The organism is Nocardiopsis sp. NPDC055879 (assembly GCF_053615935.1).
This window is the reverse complement of the sequence record NZ_JBSHCT010000001.1, coordinates 168,118-183,971: the sequence shown is the minus strand read 5'-3', so window position 1 is coordinate 183,971 and position 15,854 is coordinate 168,118. Positions and strand designations below refer to the sequence as shown.

Below are 15,854 nucleotides of genomic sequence, written 5' to 3'. Positions count from 1 at the left end.
CGGTGATCATGCCATCCTGGGGTCACGCGACGGCCAGACGACCGTACACGCCTGGTCACCGCCCGATCCTCCAACCCTCCCCCTTCCGACGGGGCGGGTTCGCTCGGGCTGCGACCCCGGTTCACACTCCGAGCCTAGCGTCGGGAGCAGCGATATTCCGGCGTTGGGAGCCCGTTCGCATGTCCCCCATGACCCCGCTCGTCGACACCTTCCCGAACACCCCACCGGGCCGCCCTCTTCGGGTGGCCGTCGTGACCGAGTCGTTCCTGCCCCAGGTCAACGGAGTCACCAATTCCGTGTGTCGGGTGCTGGAGCACCTGGCCGCCGAGGGCCACCAGGCCGTGGTGCTGGCGCCCGGTCGCGGACCCACTTCGTACGCCGGGTTCCCGGTGGTACGACTGCCCGCCGTCCCCCTGCCCGTGTACCGGGACTTCGCGGTCGGCCTGCCCCTGCGGCGGGCGATGACCGCCGCCCTGCGCGCCTTCGCCCCCGACGTGGTCCACCTGGCCTCCCCCACCCTCTTCGGTGCCGCCGCCGTGGACGTGGCGCGACGTTGGGCGCTGCCGACCGTGGGCGTGTTCCAGACCGACCTGGCCGGTTTCGCCGGTCGGTACGGTCTGCCCGGAAGCGAGGCGCTCTGGTCGTTGCTGCACCGGATCCACTCCGCCGTGGACCGCACCCTGGTGCCCTCCTCCGCCACGATGGAGGCGTTGTCGGACCGCGGATTCCCCCGGTTGGCCCTGTGGCGTCGCGGGGTGGACACCGACCGGTTCCACCCCGACCACCGTTCCGAGGGGTTGCGGCGCCGTCTGGCCCCGAACGGCGAGACGCTCGTCGGATACGTGGGCCGGCTGTCCAAGGACAAGCGCGTGGAGCTGCTGGGTCACCTGGCGCGCCTGCGCAACATCCGGATCGTGGTGGTCGGTGACGGCCCCGACCGGGCCCGGCTGCGCCGGATGCTGCCCGACGCGGTCTTCACCGGTCAGCGCACCGGCCAGGACCTGTCCCGGCTGTACGCGGCGTTGGACGTGTTCGTGCACACCGGGGCCGACGAGACCTTCTGCCAGACCGTCCAGGAGTCGCTGGCCTCCGGGGTGCCGGTGGTGGCCCCCGCCGCGGGTGGCCCGCTGGACCTGATCACCGACGAGCACAACGGGTTGCTGTTCGCGCCCGACTCGTCGCGTGAGCTGAAGGTGGCGGTGGGCCGGCTGGCGCACAACCACCGGGTGCGCGAGCCGATGCGGGCCGCGGCCCGGCCCTCGGTGGAGCACCGCACCTGGGCCGCGGTCAACTCCGACCTCGTCTCGCACTACCGGTCGGTGATCGCCCCCAGTCGGGAGCTGGCCGAGCGGTCGGCGCAGACGCAGGGCGCCTGACCCACAGCGGCCGTGACCCCGCCGTGCCACCGACCCCCGACAAGACGAACGGGCCCCTCCCCGAGAGAGATGTGGGGAGGGACCCGTCGGTTGTGTCCGCCGCGCCCCCTTAAAACGAGGCGGCCACAAGCTGTGGGGGCCGGGTCAGTTCACCGACCGCGCGACCTCGCGTCGCACCGGGACGACCGTGGCGGCGTGGGTCGGGCCCTTGTCCAGCAGGCCGCCGAGCACCTCGGTGAGTCGGTCCAGGTGGGCGCGGATCCACGGCAGCACCAGGGGGTCATGTGCGGAAAGGGCCGCGTAACGACGCTCCTCGGAGTCGCCGTAGAGCAGGCTGGTGGCCACCCGCATGCGCAGGGTGTGGGGGCTCTCCCCGAACTCCACGGCCGGCAGGACGCCCATGCCGTACCCGTCCAGCAGCAGTCCGGTCAGCTCGGGCCCGGTCGTGACCCCGTGCAGGGCCCGCAGGCGCTCCCGGACGGGCTCGAAGTCCGGGTACAGGTAGAAGGCGGCGCTGGGCGCGGCGACGTTCGCCCCGGCCGCGACGAAGACGTCGGTGACGGCTCGGGCGACGATGCCGTGCAGACGGCGGCTGCGGTCGATGTGGTCGACGAGCTCGGCGGGTTCGGCGAAGGCGTGCGAGGCGGCCTGCTGGACCGGTGCGGCCGGGCTGGACCAGATCTCGCTGGCCACGCCCAGGAGTCCGCCGCGCAGCCGGTGACCGATCTCGGAGTCGGGCAGGCGCAGGACGCCGATCCGCCAGCCGCCCAGGGCCAGGTTCTTGCTCAGGCCGGTGGAGATGACGGTGCGTTCGGGCGCGAACTCGGCGGGGCTGTGCACGACGACGCGGTCCTCGCCGTCGGAGTCGAGGTGGACGAGGTCCCGGTAGATCTCGTCGGAGATGATGATGAGGTCGAGTTCGCGGGCGACGTCGGCGAGCCGTCGGACGGTCTCGACGTCGGCGACGGTCCCGGTCGGGTTGTCCGGGAGGGTGACGACGACGGCGTTGACGGTGCGACCCTGCTCGCGGGCGTCGGTGACGGCGGCGTGCAGTAGGTCGGGCTGGGGTACGCCGCCCTGTCCGGTGGCGGTCGGCACCATGATGGGGCTCTGGCCGACCAGGCGGCTCTGTGCCGCGTAGCTGACCCAGCTGGGCGCGGCGATGGCGGTGTCACCGCCGATCTCCAGGAGAAGGCTGTAGAGCAGGGGCTTGCTGCCGGGGCCCGCGATGACCAGGTCCGGGTCGGTGTCCAGTCCTCGGCGGTTCCAGTAGCCGGCGGCCGCCTCGCGGAGCGCCGCCGATCCGGCGACCGGCCCGTAGGCGTTGGCGCCGTTTCCCGCGGAGAGGTGGTCGCGCATGACGGGGTGTACCGGAAGGCCGGCCTCACCGAAGCCGAGTGGAAGCACGCGTACCCCTTGGCGACGCTTCTCGTTGAGTGCTTCGTTGACGGCGAGAGTGGCGGACACAGTGACGGTCATGGACGACTCATCTCCGAGATGGCGTTAGGCGCGGGGCCAGACCCCGAGCCGGTGTTCCGCTCTTCGTCTGACCTCTTCTGTGTTCCAGCCTGCCCATCGATCGCCATCAGCACAAGCGCGTCTTTTTGATGCTGAGCGTAAGATGTCCTTATGCTTGATCTCCATCGTCTGCAGTTGCTCCGTGAGTTCAGCGTTCGGGGCACCATCGTCGCCACCGCGAACGCCCTCGGTTACACCCCTTCGGCGGTGTCACAGCAACTGACCACGCTCGAACGGGAGACGGGCGTGGCCTTGCTGGATCGCTCTCCTCGCGGGGCGGAGCTGACCGATGCCGGTCGGCTGCTCGTGGTCCAGGCCGAGGAGATCCTGGCGATGGTCGAGGCGGCCGAGTCGGTCCTGGCCGAACAGGCGGACGTGGCCTTGGGCGTGGTCACCGTCACGGCCTTCCCGACCGCCGCGGTGGCGTTCGCGCCCGAGTTGGCGCCGCCGTTGCGCCGGCACCAGGGCATGCAGCTGGTGTTGCGGCAGACGTTGCTGGCCACCGGAACGCAGAAGGTGCGTTCCCGCGAGGTCGACGTCGCGATCGTCGACGACTGGACCGGCAAGCACCCGGGGCGGGGGGCGGACAGCGCACTGCGCCACGTCCACCTGCTGCGGGACCCGATGGTGTTGGCCGTCCCGGAGGACCACCGGTTGGCGGAGCCGTCGTTCCCGCTGGTGTTGGACCGGTTGCTCAACGAGTCGTGGATCGTGGCGCCCGAGGGCGAGCGTTCGCGTTACGGCACGGACAAGCTCTTCGAGGAAGCCGGCGGCCTGCCCGCCGCCACCTGGGAGTTCGAGGGTCTGGGCACGATCTTGAGCCTGGTGTCGAGGGGGATCGGAATCGCCGCGGTCCCGGCGCTGGCGATGGTGGGCGCTCCGGCGGGGCTGGTCTACCGGAAACTGCCCTCGCCCCCGGTCCGGCACGTGTACGCGGTGCTGCGGCCGGCGTCGCTGCGCAGGCCGGCGGTGCGGGTGACCCTGGACGCCCTGCGGCAGGCGGCGCGCGGTGTGGAGGACGACATCGACCCGCTCACCACCGACGACGAGCCCACCATGTGACGTGGGGCCGTGGCGGGAGGGCGGATCCCAGGGGGCCTCACACGTCGAACGCGACACGTGGCGAACGTGTCGCGTTCATCGGTCGGGTATCGGTTCCGTGGTCTCACTCGCCGTCCCCTCTTCGGCGCGTCTTGTCGATCTTGCGTCGGATCCGACGACAGACGTGTCGGGCCCGGTCACGGTCGTCGCGAGCGTTCCACCAGCGCGCGTAGGCTTCCAGCCTTCTCTTGCGCAGGGAATCCAGCTCCGCCTCCATCCGGTTCACCCGGTGCTCCAGGTCGATCCGTTCACGTTCGAACGCCGACATGTCTCGCTCATGGAACCCCGCCTCCCGCTCGGCGCTGAGCAGTCGATCGCTGAGGCCCTCGGTCGTGTTACCGCCCTTGGCGGTCCGGCCGAGGCCTGTCTGTCCACTGATGCCTTCGAACCACACAACCACTTGTGTTTCCCGTATCGCCCGAACATCACTGTTGGCTACGCAAAGAATGCGGAAAGTGGCATTAGCCGCTTATGTCGCTTTTGCTGGCCGATGTTCTCCGGGCACCGGTCGTTCAGGCGACCAGGGAACGCTCCCCCGGTAGGACGGCCGCCCCCCATTCTCGGAGTCTCCGGTACACCTGCTCGAACCGCTCCAGCGACCGGTGGTGGTCGTGTTCCAGGGCGACCTCACGGCTCGCCTCCCCCAGCTTCTCCCGGTCCGGACCGAGCACCGCGAGCAGACGTTCGGCCAGCACCGCGTCGTCCCCCGGCGGGAACAGGTACCCGTTGTGCCCTTCCGACACCAGGTGTGGCAGGGCCATCGCGTCGGCCGCCACCACCGGCAGCCCCGTCGCCATCGCCTCCAACGTCGCGATGCTCTGCAGCTCGGCCACGCCCGCGATCGCGAAGGCGTCACCCGCCGCGTACACCGACGGCAGGTCCTCGTCCGGTACGAACCCCAGGAAGAACACGCGGTCGGCCACGCCGAGGCGGGCCGCCAGTTCCCTCAGCTCGCCCTCACGCTGCCCGGTCCCGGCCAGCGCCAACTGCACGTCCCGCTCCGGCACGATCCTGGCCAGGGCCCGGATCGTCTCGTCGATCCGCTTCTCCTCGTCCAGACGCCCCACGAACACCACCGTGTCGCGGTCGGGCAACCCGAACCGGGCACGCGGCCCGGACCGATCCGAGCACGGGTGGAAACGTTCCAGGTCGATCCCGCAGGAGATCGCCTCGATGTCGCGGGCGAACCCCTTCTCCCGCAGCAGCGCCGCGGCGCGCGGGGTCGGCGTGGTCACGTGGTCGGCCTCCATCGCCACCCGCACCATGTCCCGCCAGGCGGCGGCGCCGGCGGCCCGCCGCATCGACCGCGGCACCCGGGCGTGCGCGTACAGGTTGTCCGGCATGAAGTGGTTGGTGAGCACCACCGGCACGGCCACCGAACGTGCCCGCCGCAGCGTCGAACGGCTCAGCGTGAAATGACTCTGGATGTGGACGACGTCGGGGTCCAGGCGCCGCAGGATCCGGGATATGTGTCCTCCCATCCCCAGTGGCAGGGCCGCCCGCATGTCCGATTGGAAGGGGATCGGGACCGACCTGAGTCTGTGTTCGGTGACCCTTCCGTTCACCGTCACGTACGGCTCGCCCTCCGCCGAGGGGCACACCACGTGCACGCGATGCCCCCGCTCGGCCAGCCCCTCCGCCAGGCGATGGGTGAAGTACCCGGCGCCGTTGACGTCCGGCGGGTAGGTGTCCGACGCGATGAGCACGTTCAGTGGACTCTCGGGGTGGAACATGGTGGGAACTCCTTCGTTCGACGTGGCGGTGCTCGCGGCGGTCGCCGATGCCTCAGTGGGAGCGGCCGTGGGCGGTGGTGGTCGTGGGAGCGTTGGGGACGGCCTCCGGGTTTCGGTGGCGGGAACGGGCCAGGATCACCGTGCCCAGGACCGCCAGGACGGCGAAGAGCGCGGCCGCGGTGGCCGTCAGCGGGGTGTCGGGCACACCTTCTCCCAGGAGGAGGACGCCGATGCCCACCCCGACCACCGGGTCGGCGATGAGCAGGGTGGCGTAGGCGGCGGCGAAGTGACCGGTGCGGTAGGCGTTCTGCAACAGCAGGGCTCCGAACACCGCGGTGACGATGGCCAACACCGTCAGCCAACCGAACAGGTGGATCGGGTCGGCCATGGTGTTGGCGGACACCACCCGGGCCAACCCGGAGGTGGTGCCCAGCGCCGCCCCGCCGGCCAGGGCGAGCGCGAGCGCGCGTGCGTTGCTGGGCATCCACTGGGCGGTGACGTACACGATGGTGCCCGAGCCGATGACGATCCCGGACAGCCACAGCGCGGTCCCGGTCGACATCACGGGGCTCTGAGCACCGTGCGGGAACAACCACAGGACACCGACCAGACCCACCATGACGGCGGCCCCGGCCAGGATCTGCGAGAGGGGCACCCGTTGTCGGTTGAACAACGCCGACAGCACGATGGCGAACAACAGGCCCGTCACACCGATGGGCTGGATGATGGTCAGGGGCGCCCCACTGAGGGCGACCAGGTGCAGCGTCGCGCCCAACACGGCCGCACCGCTGCCCAGTAGCCAACGGGGCTGGCGCAGCAGATGCAGGAGGAAACCCGCTCGGGCGACCCTCCCTCCAGGGGCCCGAACGGCGTCGCGCTCCTGCATCGCCGAACCGAACGCCAGGCTGAAGGCCCCCGCCACCGCGATCAACACGGACCAGAGCATCAGCGGCTCCGGCCCGGTCGGTGCGCGACGTCATCGTGCGCCCCTGGTGTCATCGGCGGCATCCCCGTCTCCTCCGGCACTGTGTCCTCCATCCGTTCCCACTCCGGGAACCGGATACGTTCACGAGGGTACGGACCGGGTCGTGGCCAGGCGATAAGGACGACCCCCGTCTTGGAGGTGGTACAGGCCCTCCCTCCCCATAGGTGCGCCCCCCACCTTCCGTAGACCGCGGGCCTTGTCGTTCCGGCGATGCGTTCATCGGCCCCCTCGTCCCTACGTCTGCCGCAATCGCCCGTGCCCTAAGAGTCCGCACGGGTCAAAAGTCGGTATGGGGATCCGTCACCGCATCATTTATGGGACCTTTCGGCGCCGAACCCTTGGGGCACGGCGAGGATTCGTGACAGGATGTCCGATAGTGGTCTAGACCGGATAGGAGCAGTGCCTCGTGCCTGACAACCCCCGCAACTCCCCCGTCTCCCTCCTCCCCCGCCCCGTCGAGGTCACCACCGACGGACCGGAGGGCCTGGTACTCGACACCGACACCCACATCTCCGCGGACCAGGCCGCCGGCCCGACCTTGACCTGGCTGCGGCGTGAACTCGGCACCGCGACCGGGCTTTTCCTGTCCGTCGGTCACGAGCAGGACGCGCGGATCCGACTGAGCGTGGACCCCACCGCCGGGCTGGGCGAGGAGGGCTACCGCTTGATCGTGGACGCCGCGGGCGCCATCGTCGTCGGCCACGACCCCGCCGGTGTCTTCTACGGGGCGCAGACCCTGCGCCAACTCCTGCCCGTCGACGCCTACCGCGACGCGCCCGTGGGCGAGGCCACCGGCAGGTGGAGGCTGCCCTGCGTGCGCGTCACCGACTCCCCCCGCTTCCGCTGGCGCGGGGCCATGCTCGACATCGCCCGACACTTCGTGCCCAAACGCGAGATCCTCCGGTTCGTCGACCTCCTCGCGATGCACAAACTCAACGTGCTGCACCTGCACCTGACCGACGACCAGGGCTGGCGGGTCGAGATCCGCCGCTACCCGAAGCTGACCGAGAAGGGTTCCTGGCGCACCGAGAGCCAGGTCGGCATGACCAAGCCGCCGGTGTTCGACGGGCGCCCGCACGGTGGTTTCCTCACCCAGGACGACATCCGCGAGATCGTCGCCTACGCCGCCGCGCGACACATCACGGTGGTCCCGGAGATCGACGTGCCCGGCCACTCCCAGGCCGCCATCCACGCCTACCCCGAGCTGGGCGAGGTCGGCGAGATCCCGGTGGGGACCCGATGGGGCATCTTCGACGAGGTGCTGGCCGTCACCGACCACGTGATCGAGTTCTACGAGAACGTCTTCGACGAGCTCATCGAACTGTTCCCGAGCCCCTACATCCACGTGGGCGGGGACGAGTGCCCCAAGACCCAGTGGAAGAACAGCGAGTCCGCCCAACAGCGCATCCGCGAGGAGGGGCTGGCCGACGAGGACGAGTTGCAGAGCTGGTTCATCCGGCGACTCGACGCCCACCTCACCAAGCGCGGCCGTCGTCTGCTGGGCTGGGACGAGATCCTCGAAGGAGGACTGGCGCCGGGCGCGACCGTGCTCTCCTGGCGGGGCGAGGAGGGCGGGATCGACGCCGCCCGCTCCGGACACGACGTCATCATGGCCCCCACCGCCACCTCCTACCTGGACTACAAGCAGTCCGAGAGCCCGGACGAGCCGGTGCCGGTGGGCACCCTGCTGCGGGTGGAGGACGTGTACGCCGGCGACCCCGTGCCGGCCGACCTCACCGAGAAGGAGGCCGAGCACGTCCTGGGCGCCCAGGTGAACCTGTGGACCGAGCACATCGACACGCCCCGGCGTCTGGACTACATGGTCTTCCCCCGCCTGTCGGCGTTCGCCGAGAAGGTGTGGTCGACCAACGAGCGCGACTACGCCGAGTTCGAGCCGCGGCTGCTGCATCACCTCGGCCGCTTGGACGCTGCGGGCGTGGAGTACCGCCCGATGGACGGCCCCCGCCCCTGGCACGGCCGCCCCGGCGTCCAGGGCTGGGGCTGAAGGATCCTTGGGCTCTCGCGCCATCGTCGGCGCGAGAGCCTCATCCCGGCTCACCGGACGCTGCTTCCCAAGCCACCGATCCTCCGTCCGGCGCCGCCGCGCCACGGGGAGGAGCGGAGGCCCCTAGGGCGTGTTCCGCGGATCATTCCGGGCTCGCGACCACCAGGCTGCCTCTCGCTGCGCCGACTTCGCTCGGACAGCCAAACCCGGGCTGACCTTCGCTCCTCGTCTTGCGAGAGATTGCCTGGAGGCCGCTCGCGTCGATCGGCGCAAGCGCCGAACCAACCGAAAGCATCCACGGAACACGCCCTAGAAGTAGGTGGCGGTCGCGTCGACCACCCGGTCGTCGTCATCGACCACCGGGATCACCTGCCACCGGTCGAAGGCCGTGCAGGGGTGGGAGATACCGAAGGAGAACAGGTCGCCCGGGCGCACCCCCAACCCGCTCGGAACCCTCAGGTAGGCGTGGTGATCGTTGAGGTCGAACACCTCCACCCCCTCGGCCGGGACCTCGGTGCCATCGGCGCGGCGCAGCACCCGAGGGATCGGGAACCCCTGGTCGTGATTGGCCTCCCGGCGGCCCATGCCGGCGATCGCCAGCCCTTCTTCCGGGGTCGAGGTGACCTGCGCCCACAGTTCGAGGGCGCCCGAGAGGCTCTCGGGCCCCTCGGGAAGTCGGTTGTAGGGCGTGGTGCGCAGGTACAGGCCGTCGTCGTGGGCGACGTAGGCGCCGCTACGCAGGATCGGTAGGACGTCCTCGCGCCCGCCCAGCGTTTCCGCGACCAGGTCGAACCAGGCGCTGCCGCCCACCGAGAGCACCGGGCGCGTCGGGCCGTGTGCGTCGGCCAGCGCGGCGGCGTCACCGAGGAGGTCGTCGAGGAAACCTCGTACGCCCGCGGCGTCGCCCAGTGGCCCCTCGTAACCGGCGATTCCGGCCACGTCCAGACCCGGGGCGCTCGCCACCTCACGGGCGACGGCCAGTACCTCCTCTCGGGTCCGGCAACCGGTACGACCGCCCGGGACACCACGCTCGATCAACACCTGGAGCGGTCGTGCCCCCTCGCGCGGCGTGGCGTGGGGAGCGACGGCCTGGGAGGCGACGGCGACGCCCTCCGGTGAATCGACGTAGAGGAGGAACTCGAAGTCGGGGTCGGAGTCGAGTTCGGCGGCCACCCAGCGCAACGCCTTCGGGTCGAGCAGTTCGTTGGCGAGCAGGATCCGGCGGACCCCGAACCGGCGGAAGTCCAGTACCTGGTTCGCGGTGGCCGCGGTGATCCCCCAAGCGCCCGCGTCGAGCTGGCGCCGGGTGATCAGGGGTGACATGGCGGTCTTGCCGTGCGGGGCGAACAGCAACCCGCGATCGCGGGTGAAGTCGGCGAGCGCGGCGACGTTGCGGTCCAGGGCCGAGGCGCGCAACACCATCAGCGGCCAGGTGAACGGGCCGTCGAAGAGATGGTCCTTGCGGGCGACGAACTCGTCGAGGGTGACGGGTTCCCCCGGCCACCACAGGCCCTTGGTGCGCCAGTCGACGTACTCGGTGGGGATGGTCGGCCGTTCACTCACGTGGTCTCCGCTCCGTGGCCGGGCCCGGTGTCGGACGGCGAGCACCGTCCGACACCGGCGGGTTCGTCACCGATCATCCCATCGGCGAACCTTCCCAGGAAGGTTCAGGACGCGAGCTCCACGGACTCTTCGGAGTCTTGGGGCCCCTCGTCGACGGCCAGGTCGGCGCGGCCCTGCAGGAACTCCGCGATGGCCCGCTGCCCGGTCTCGGGGAAGTCGGTGATGAAACCGTCCACACCCATCTCCAGGACGCGCCGCATCCCGTCGGCCTCGTTGATCGTGTACGGCATGATCTCCAACCCGGCGTCCTGGACGGCCGCGACGTAGTCGGCGTCGATGGAGTTGTGGTTGGGGTTGATCATCTGCGCCCAGTCGTAGTCGGCGATTCGATCCTTGGGGACCTGTCCGAGCAGGCCGTGCGGCACGGACGGCAGCAGGCTCTTGGAGTGTTCGGTGGACTCCCAGTCGAAGCTCTGGACGACGAGTCGGTGGGGTTCGCCGGGCGCGTTGGGCACCAGCCAGTGCGGGCCGCGCGCCAGTTCGACGGAGATCTGGTGCTCGATTCCCGGGTACAGGGAGGGTTCCTTGACCTCCAGGAGCAGGTTCATCCCGTGCTCTTGGAGTCGGTCGAGGGCCTCGCGCAGGGTCGGGACGGGTTCACCGGCGAACTCCTCGTCGAAGGAGGAACCGGCGTCGAGGCGCTCGATCTCCTCCAGGGTGAAGTCGCCGACGTCGTAGGGCGCCCGGTCGGGGAACACCTCGGTGACGTCGGTGGTGCGCTCCAACGTGGTGTCGTGCATGAGCACGATCTCCTCGTCCGAGGTGAGCTGGACGTCGATCTCCACGGTCTCCGCGCCGAGCCGGTGCCCCTCGTCGATGGCGGCGAGGGTGTTCTCCGGCGCGGTGCCGGCGGCTCCTCGGTGGGAGACGGCGATGAGCGGGCGCGTCGGCGCCGTCTGCTGTGGTGGGGTGGCCGTGCCCTGCTGGACGCGCTGTACTTCGATCGGCTCGTGATCGCTTCCCACGAGCGCGGACGGGGCCGCGAGCGCCGGGCTCGCGAGGACGGACATCGAGAACGTGACTGCTCCGACAACGAAACCGATGCGCTGATGCACCGGGCCTCCCATGTACGCGTGGATTGGCCGACTGCCCACTCAGAGTGAGCGCGCTTGGTGACCGGTCGGTGACCGTACGCGGAGCAGTCGGTGATCCGCGGCCCATTTTCTGGTGGACTGCACCAGCGGACCGACGAATCTCGCTCTATGTATGCATTTGGCTACTTCATGTCTGATTTTTGACCACGAATACTCTCGATAACTACCGAGAGTCCTGAAATCATCACACGTAGTAGTCGACGGGAAGGAACTCCCATGCGCAAGCACCACACGAGGTGGGTCGCGCTGTTCAGTGCCGCCGCCATCTCCACGTCGGGTCTGGTGGGCCTCGCCGGCCCGGCCGCGGCGGACGACAAGGAAACCGAGGCGCTCAGCTGGCCCGTGGTCAGTCAAGGGGTCTCCTCCTACAGCCTCGACGGACACCGGATCGCCTACCTGCCGCCGGGCCTGGACCGGTACGGGATCAACGCCGCCTCCACGACCGACCGCCAGGGCAACAGCCGCTCGCAGCTCTCATGGGTCCGGGGACCCGACCAGCTCTACGGCCGGGTCTCGGTGCTGCGCTCAGAGGATCTCCAGGAACTGGACGATCTCAGGGGCAGTCGGTACAGCCACCTCGCGGATTCGAGCCTGGAGGAACTCCCCGAGAGCGAGGGGTTCGAGCACGGCGCCTACCTGTCCGAGGAGACCGGCGACCTGTTCTGGCTGGCGAGTCCTGGTGTCGCGGTCACCACGCACCTCCAGCCCGACCGTTGGGAGAGCGACGAGCTGATCCGGATGGCCGAGTCGGTCTCCGCGGTGTCGGACCCGGAGGCGGTGGAGGAAGAGGCCGAGGAGGTTCCCCAGGACGAGGCCCCTGAGGATGAGGCCCCCACAGACGAGGCCCCCGCGGACGAGACCCCGGAAGAGGAAGCTCCCGAGGACGAGGCGCCGGAAGAGGACGCCCCCGAGGACGAGGCGCCGGAAGAGGACACTCCGGAGGAAGAGGCCCCCGCGGACGACGTGACCCCGCAGACGCCCGAGAACGAGGCGCCCGAGGAAGGCGCCACCGACGAGGAGCCCGCCCAGGAAGAGGGCGCCGAGGAGGAAGGGGCCACCGAAGCGGCCCCGGTCGACCAGGTCTCCGACGAGACCCCGGTCGAGGACGCGGAAGAGGCCCAGGAGGCCGACCAGCCCGCGGCCCCCACCTCCCGTGAGGTCAAGACCTGCCTGGTCGAGCACTTCGTGGACTTCGAGTCCGCCTCCACCGGGCTGGACCAAGAGCAGATGGCCCCGGGCAGTCAGGAGTTCGTCGAGCAGGCCGTGAGCGGGGGCGACCTCGACGACGCCGAACTCGACCGTCTCCTGGCCACCGTCTGGTACTACGGCGACGAGGACGACAAGGTCGCCTCGACCGACGCCTGCGCCGAGAGCCTCGGCCTGGAACGCGACGAGGTCGAGGACGGCCTCTCCGAGGTCTCGGACCTGATCGGCGAGCTGGTCGAGGAGGCCAACAAGGCCATGGCCGGCGCGATCGACGAGGCCGAGAAGGCCTCCTCCGACGCACCCGAGGCGGCCGAGGCCGACGCCGCCTCCGTCGACGTCGAGGACCCGGTCGACGCCGAGGAGTGGGAAGAGCTGTGGAACTCCCTGCCCTGGAGCATCCCCGCCGAGAACTCCTGACGGAGCGCGCCCCTTAAGCGGGGCGGCGCGCGGCGAGCGGAGCCCAGGCTCCCCGCCACGGATACGACCCGGGGCCGGTGCCCGCATCCACCGGCCCCGGGTTCTTTTTCGGCCCGCACATATCACGAACGGCCTCGGAGCGAAATCCGGGCGACCCCTTTCCGCCCCTCGCGACCCCACCGCGCCGGCTCACACCCCCTCGGCCCCGTGCGTGCACCCCCGCAACCCCACCCGGAATCCATCCCCCGACACCGTGCGTATCGCACCGGACACCCTGGGACCACCTTCCTCGTCGCCTTTCGGGAGAGAGGGGAAGGAAACCCGAAACTGAGGCCATTGGGCCCGAATCACCTGAACCCCCGACATTCGCGGCCTGCCATGCTGTACCGTCACCCACGTTCGACGACGTCTCCACCCGATGGCACGACCCCCGTCGCGGTGTGACCCCCGCCGTGCCCCATCCCGGCCCGGCCCCACCCCGCCTTCCCATCCGCAGGAGGACGAACGCATGCCCGGATTCACCACACGACCTCAGCTGCGCGGCGACTTCGGCATGGTCGCCTCCACGCACTGGCTGGCCAGCGCCGCCGGCATGTCCGTCCTCGAACGCGGGGGCAACGCCTTCGACGCGGCGGTGGCCACCGGCTTCACCCTGCAGGTCGTCGAGCCCCACCTGAACGGCCCGGGCGGCGAGGTCCCGGTGATCTTCCAGGCCGTGGGCAGCGCGCCGCGGGTGCTGTGCGGCCAAGGCGTCTCCCCCGCCGCCACGAGCATCGAGGCGTTCGCCGGAATGGATCGCATCCCCGGCAGCGGTGTCCTGGCCGCCACCGTCCCCGGGGCCTTCGACGCCTGGATGCTGCTGCTGCGCGACCACGGCACGATGTCGGTCCGCCAGGTCCTCGAACACGCCGTCGGCCTGGCCGAACGCGGCTACCCCGTCCTGCCGCGCATCGCGTCCGTGATCGAGAACCTGAGGCCGGTCTTCGCCGAGCACTGGGCGGGTTCGGCCGGCGTGTACCTGCCGCACGGCGTCGCCCCCGCCGCCGGTTCCCGGCTGCGCAACCCGGCTCTGGCCGCCACCTATCGGCGGATCGTCGAGGACGCCGAGCGGGGAGGCGGTGACCGCGAGGCGCAGATCGAGACGGCCCGCCGTTCCTGGGCCCAGGGGTTCGTCGCCGAGGCCGTGGGCGCCTTCTTGGCCGCTCCCGTCCCCAACGGCCACGGAGAGCCCGAGCAGGGACTGCTGACCGCCGCCGACATGGCCGACTGGAGCGCCCACTACGAGGACACCTCCACCGTCACCCACGGCGCCCACACGGTGCACAAGACCGGACCCTGGGGCCAGGGACCCGCCATGTTGCAGCAGCTCCGGCTGGCCGAGGCGCTCGGTGTGGACGCCGACCTGCGCCGGGACGGGGTCTTCGGCGCGGACGCCGGTGTCGACGCCGACTTCGTGCACCGGGTCACCGAGATCGCCAAGCTCGCCTTCGCCGACCGCGAGGCCTGGTACGGCGATCCCGACCACACCGACGTGCCCCTCAAGGAGCTCCTGAGCCCGGCCTACGCCGCCGAACGCGCCCGAATCGTCGACGACGCACGTGTCGCCATGGACCTGCGCCCCGGCTCACCCGGTGGTCGTTCCCCCTTCGTCCCACCGCTGTTCCTGGCCGACGACACCCCCGGCGACCGCACCACCGGGGAGCCGACCGTACGCGACACCCCCGGCATCGCCCCCTCCGACCAGCGCGGGGACACCTGCCACCTCGACGTGGTGGACGCCGACGGGAACATGGTCTCGGCGACGCCGAGCGGTGGCTGGCTGAGCAGCTCCCCCGTCATCCCCGACCTCGGCTTCCCCTTGGGCACCCGCGCGCAGATGTTCTGGCTCGACCCGGCCTCGCCCAACGCGGCGGCCCCGCGCAGGCGCCCCCGCACCACCCTGTCGCCCACCCTGGTCACCAGGGACGACGGGCAGGCGGTGCTGGCCATCGGCACGCCCGGCGGCGACCAGCAGGACCAGTGGACGACCACCGCACTGATGCGGATCCTCAACGGGGCCACCGACCTGCAGGAGGCCCTGGACACCCCGATGTTCCACACCAACGCCTTCCCCAGCTCCTTCCACCCGAGGGAGACGCTGTCCGGCGACCTGGTGGTCGAGCCGGGTGTGGGCGAGGAGACCATCGCGGAGCTGCGTCGACGCGGCCACACGGTGCGGGTCGTGGAGCCGTGGTCGCTGGGTCGGCTCGCGGCCGTGGCCCGCGACCCGGAGACCGGTGAACTGCGCGCCGCCGCCGACGCCCGAGGGGGCCAGGGGTACGCCGCCGGGCGTTGATCGCCTGGTCGGAGGTGGTCGGGGCGGCTCCGCCCCGACCCGGAGATCACCCCCGACATCCAAGGCAGACGAAAGCGTACGGAATTCGCACACGATTGAACGGGATGGGACTTAGGGCACCGTTGCACCACCATGCATGCCTTGATCCAACCTCTTGCCAAATCGACCGGTCGCTGCTTATCTAGACCTTGTGCGGGGTGCGCTCCCGGACGATACGGTCGAGTGCGCCGCGACAACTCCATACCACCCGACAGGGTCGGTTTCGCTGTCTCCCCCTCCCTCAGCGACGGCCCTGTTCCCCCTCCAGACCGAGATCTGCCTTCCCCTCCCGGCGGTTCTTCGGACTCGGAGAGCGATGGGCCGTGGGGGGGGCCCTTAGGGGTGCCCCCGGGCCCACGGGAGTGACGCGGGGGGGGCGGGGGGGGGGGGGCGGGGGAGGGGTTGGGTCCCCGGGGAGCCGG

General features: G+C 70.5%; 11 protein-coding genes. 5 read left to right on the top strand and 6 right to left on the bottom strand.

Annotated features, from left to right (window positions below; translation table 11 throughout):
* Nucleotides 1-179: 179 nt before the first annotated feature.
* Entirely contained in the window at nucleotides 180-1,376 is a 1,197-nt protein-coding gene (locus ACWGKS_RS00760) for a glycosyltransferase family 4 protein (RefSeq protein WP_452521389.1), read from the top strand.
* A 144-nt stretch (nucleotides 1,377-1,520) separates the two neighbouring features.
* On the opposite strand, the gene ACWGKS_RS00755 is transcribed toward ACWGKS_RS00760, so the two are convergent.
* Entirely contained in the window at nucleotides 1,521-2,855 is a 1,335-nt protein-coding gene (locus tag ACWGKS_RS00755; RefSeq protein WP_452521387.1) for a pyridoxal phosphate-dependent aminotransferase, read from the bottom strand.
* Between the two features lie 150 nt (nucleotides 2,856-3,005).
* Here ACWGKS_RS00755 and ACWGKS_RS00750 point away from each other — a divergent pair, with 150 nt between their 5' ends.
* Nucleotides 3,006-3,956 (top strand): LysR family transcriptional regulator, encoded by a 951-nt coding sequence (locus tag ACWGKS_RS00750; RefSeq protein WP_452521385.1) that lies wholly within the window; start codon nucleotides 3,006-3,008, stop codon nucleotides 3,954-3,956.
* Nucleotides 3,957-4,059: 103 nt separating this feature from the next.
* Here ACWGKS_RS00750 and ACWGKS_RS00745 read toward each other — a convergent pair whose 3' ends face one another.
* From ACWGKS_RS00745 to ACWGKS_RS00735, 3 genes are all read right to left on the bottom strand, one after another.
* Nucleotides 4,060-4,389, bottom strand: a complete 330-nt coding sequence (locus ACWGKS_RS00745; RefSeq protein WP_452455958.1) for a hypothetical protein — start codon at nucleotides 4,387-4,389, stop codon at nucleotides 4,060-4,062.
* Between the two features lie 118 nt (nucleotides 4,390-4,507).
* Nucleotides 4,508-5,728: a glycosyltransferase gene (locus ACWGKS_RS00740; RefSeq protein WP_452521383.1), complete on the bottom strand. Its 1,221-nt coding sequence runs from the start codon at nucleotides 5,726-5,728 to the stop codon at nucleotides 4,508-4,510.
* Nucleotides 5,729-5,780: 52 nt separating this feature from the next.
* Nucleotides 5,781-6,674: a DMT family transporter gene (locus tag ACWGKS_RS00735; protein WP_452455842.1), complete on the bottom strand. Its 894-nt coding sequence runs from the start codon at nucleotides 6,672-6,674 to the stop codon at nucleotides 5,781-5,783.
* A 445-nt stretch (nucleotides 6,675-7,119) separates the two neighbouring features.
* Here ACWGKS_RS00735 and ACWGKS_RS00730 point away from each other — a divergent pair, with 445 nt between their 5' ends.
* The gene (locus ACWGKS_RS00730) at nucleotides 7,120-8,718 is read left to right on the top strand and encodes a beta-N-acetylhexosaminidase (protein ID WP_452521380.1); all 1,599 of its coding nucleotides are present in this window, start codon (nucleotides 7,120-7,122) and stop codon (nucleotides 8,716-8,718) included.
* A 309-nt stretch (nucleotides 8,719-9,027) separates the two neighbouring features.
* Here the strand turns inward: ACWGKS_RS00730 and ACWGKS_RS00725 are convergent, their stop codons facing one another.
* Both ACWGKS_RS00725 and ACWGKS_RS00720 read right to left on the bottom strand, forming a co-directional pair.
* A complete protein-coding gene (locus ACWGKS_RS00725; protein ID WP_358508902.1) occupies nucleotides 9,028-10,281 on the bottom strand; it encodes an alanine racemase in 1,254 nt (417 codons plus the stop codon).
* A gap of 104 nt (nucleotides 10,282-10,385) precedes the next feature.
* Nucleotides 10,386-11,351 (bottom strand): glycerophosphodiester phosphodiesterase, encoded by a 966-nt coding sequence (locus ACWGKS_RS00720; RefSeq protein WP_358508900.1) that lies wholly within the window; start codon nucleotides 11,349-11,351, stop codon nucleotides 10,386-10,388.
* Nucleotides 11,352-11,651: 300 nt separating this feature from the next.
* On the opposite strand from ACWGKS_RS00720, the gene ACWGKS_RS00715 reads away from it, so the two are divergent.
* Both ACWGKS_RS00715 and ACWGKS_RS00710 read left to right on the top strand, forming a co-directional pair.
* Nucleotides 11,652-13,058: a hypothetical protein gene (locus ACWGKS_RS00715; protein WP_358508898.1), complete on the top strand. Its 1,407-nt coding sequence runs from the start codon at nucleotides 11,652-11,654 to the stop codon at nucleotides 13,056-13,058.
* A 508-nt stretch (nucleotides 13,059-13,566) separates the two neighbouring features.
* The gene (locus ACWGKS_RS00710; RefSeq protein WP_358508896.1) at nucleotides 13,567-15,393 is read left to right on the top strand and encodes a gamma-glutamyltransferase family protein; all 1,827 of its coding nucleotides are present in this window, start codon (nucleotides 13,567-13,569) and stop codon (nucleotides 15,391-15,393) included.
* The last annotated feature ends 461 nt before the right edge of the window (nucleotides 15,394-15,854 follow it).

Excerpts from the sequence above, each read along its gene's own strand:
- ACWGKS_RS00760 (WP_452521389.1), top strand. The coding sequence starts at position 180 with ATGTCCCCCATGACCCCGCTCGTCGACACCTTCCCGAACACCCCACCG.
- ACWGKS_RS00755 (WP_452521387.1), bottom strand. The coding sequence starts at position 2,855 with ATGACCGTCACTGTGTCCGCCACTCTCGCCGTCAACGAAGCACTCAAC.
- ACWGKS_RS00750 (WP_452521385.1), top strand. The coding sequence starts at position 3,006 with ATGCTTGATCTCCATCGTCTGCAGTTGCTCCGTGAGTTCAGCGTTCGG.
- ACWGKS_RS00740 (WP_452521383.1), bottom strand. The coding sequence starts at position 5,728 with ATGTTCCACCCCGAGAGTCCACTGAACGTGCTCATCGCGTCGGACACC.
- ACWGKS_RS00735 (WP_452455842.1), bottom strand. The coding sequence starts at position 6,674 with ATGCTCTGGTCCGTGTTGATCGCGGTGGCGGGGGCCTTCAGCCTGGCG.
- ACWGKS_RS00720 (WP_358508900.1), bottom strand. The coding sequence starts at position 11,351 with ATGTCCGTCCTCGCGAGCCCGGCGCTCGCGGCCCCGTCCGCGCTCGTG.
- ACWGKS_RS00715 (WP_358508898.1), top strand. The coding sequence starts at position 11,652 with ATGCGCAAGCACCACACGAGGTGGGTCGCGCTGTTCAGTGCCGCCGCC.
- ACWGKS_RS00710 (WP_358508896.1), top strand. The coding sequence starts at position 13,567 with ATGCCCGGATTCACCACACGACCTCAGCTGCGCGGCGACTTCGGCATG.